The organism is Bacillus sp. LR--39 (assembly GCF_053613335.1).
The window spans coordinates 1-645 of record NZ_JBSIOT010001055.1 but is presented as its reverse complement, the minus strand read 5'-3'; the positions used below and the strand labels follow the sequence as shown (position 1 = coordinate 645).

General features: G+C 47.3%; 1 protein-coding gene and 1 pseudogene. Both read left to right on the top strand.

Annotated features, from left to right (window positions below; translation table 11 throughout):
• Positions 1 to 337 (top strand): annotated as a pseudogene (locus tag ACWHAR_RS28385) (factor-independent urate hydroxylase); the annotation flags it as partial.
• Positions 337 to 645, top strand: a 309-nt coding sequence (gene uraH / locus ACWHAR_RS28380; protein ID WP_452088609.1) for a hydroxyisourate hydrolase, incomplete at its 3' end; no start/stop codon positions are given. The pseudogene ACWHAR_RS28385 and the gene uraH, both read left to right, overlap by 1 nt.

Below are 645 nucleotides of genomic sequence, written 5' to 3'. Positions count from 1 at the left end.
CGCATATGCTTCTGACCCAGCCCGCTACGTCGCGGCTGAACAAGTCCGCGACTTGGCGAGCACCGTTTTTCACGAGCTCGAAACCCCTTCAATCTAACACTTAATCTATCACATCGGCTGCAGAATATTAGAGAGGTTCCCGCAGCTCACTGATGTCAGCTTCCAATCTCAAAATCACACATGGGATACAGTTGTCGAAGAAATCCCGGGTTCAAAAGGAAAAGTCTACACCGAACCTCGCCCGCCATACGGTTTCCAACATTTTACCGTGACAAGAGAAGACGCCGAGAAAGAAAAACAGAAAACTGCTGAAAAATGTCGGAGCCTGAAAGCCTGATGGGACAACTGACAACCCATATTTTAGATTTAACCTGCGGCAAACCAGCGGCGAACGTAAAAATTGAATTGAAGCGGCTGGGCGAAAGTATTATGAAAGAGGTTTACACTAACAATGACGGCAGAGCCAATGTCCCTCTGCTGGCTGATGAAGAGCTGGTGTCCGGAGAATATGTGATGGAATTTCATGCAGGAGAGTATTTTGCGAATAAAAACGTGAATACGGTCGACCAGCCGTTTTTAACCATAGTCACCGTCCGTTTTCAGCTAGCAGATCCAGATGCACATTATCATATCCCGCTCTTGCTG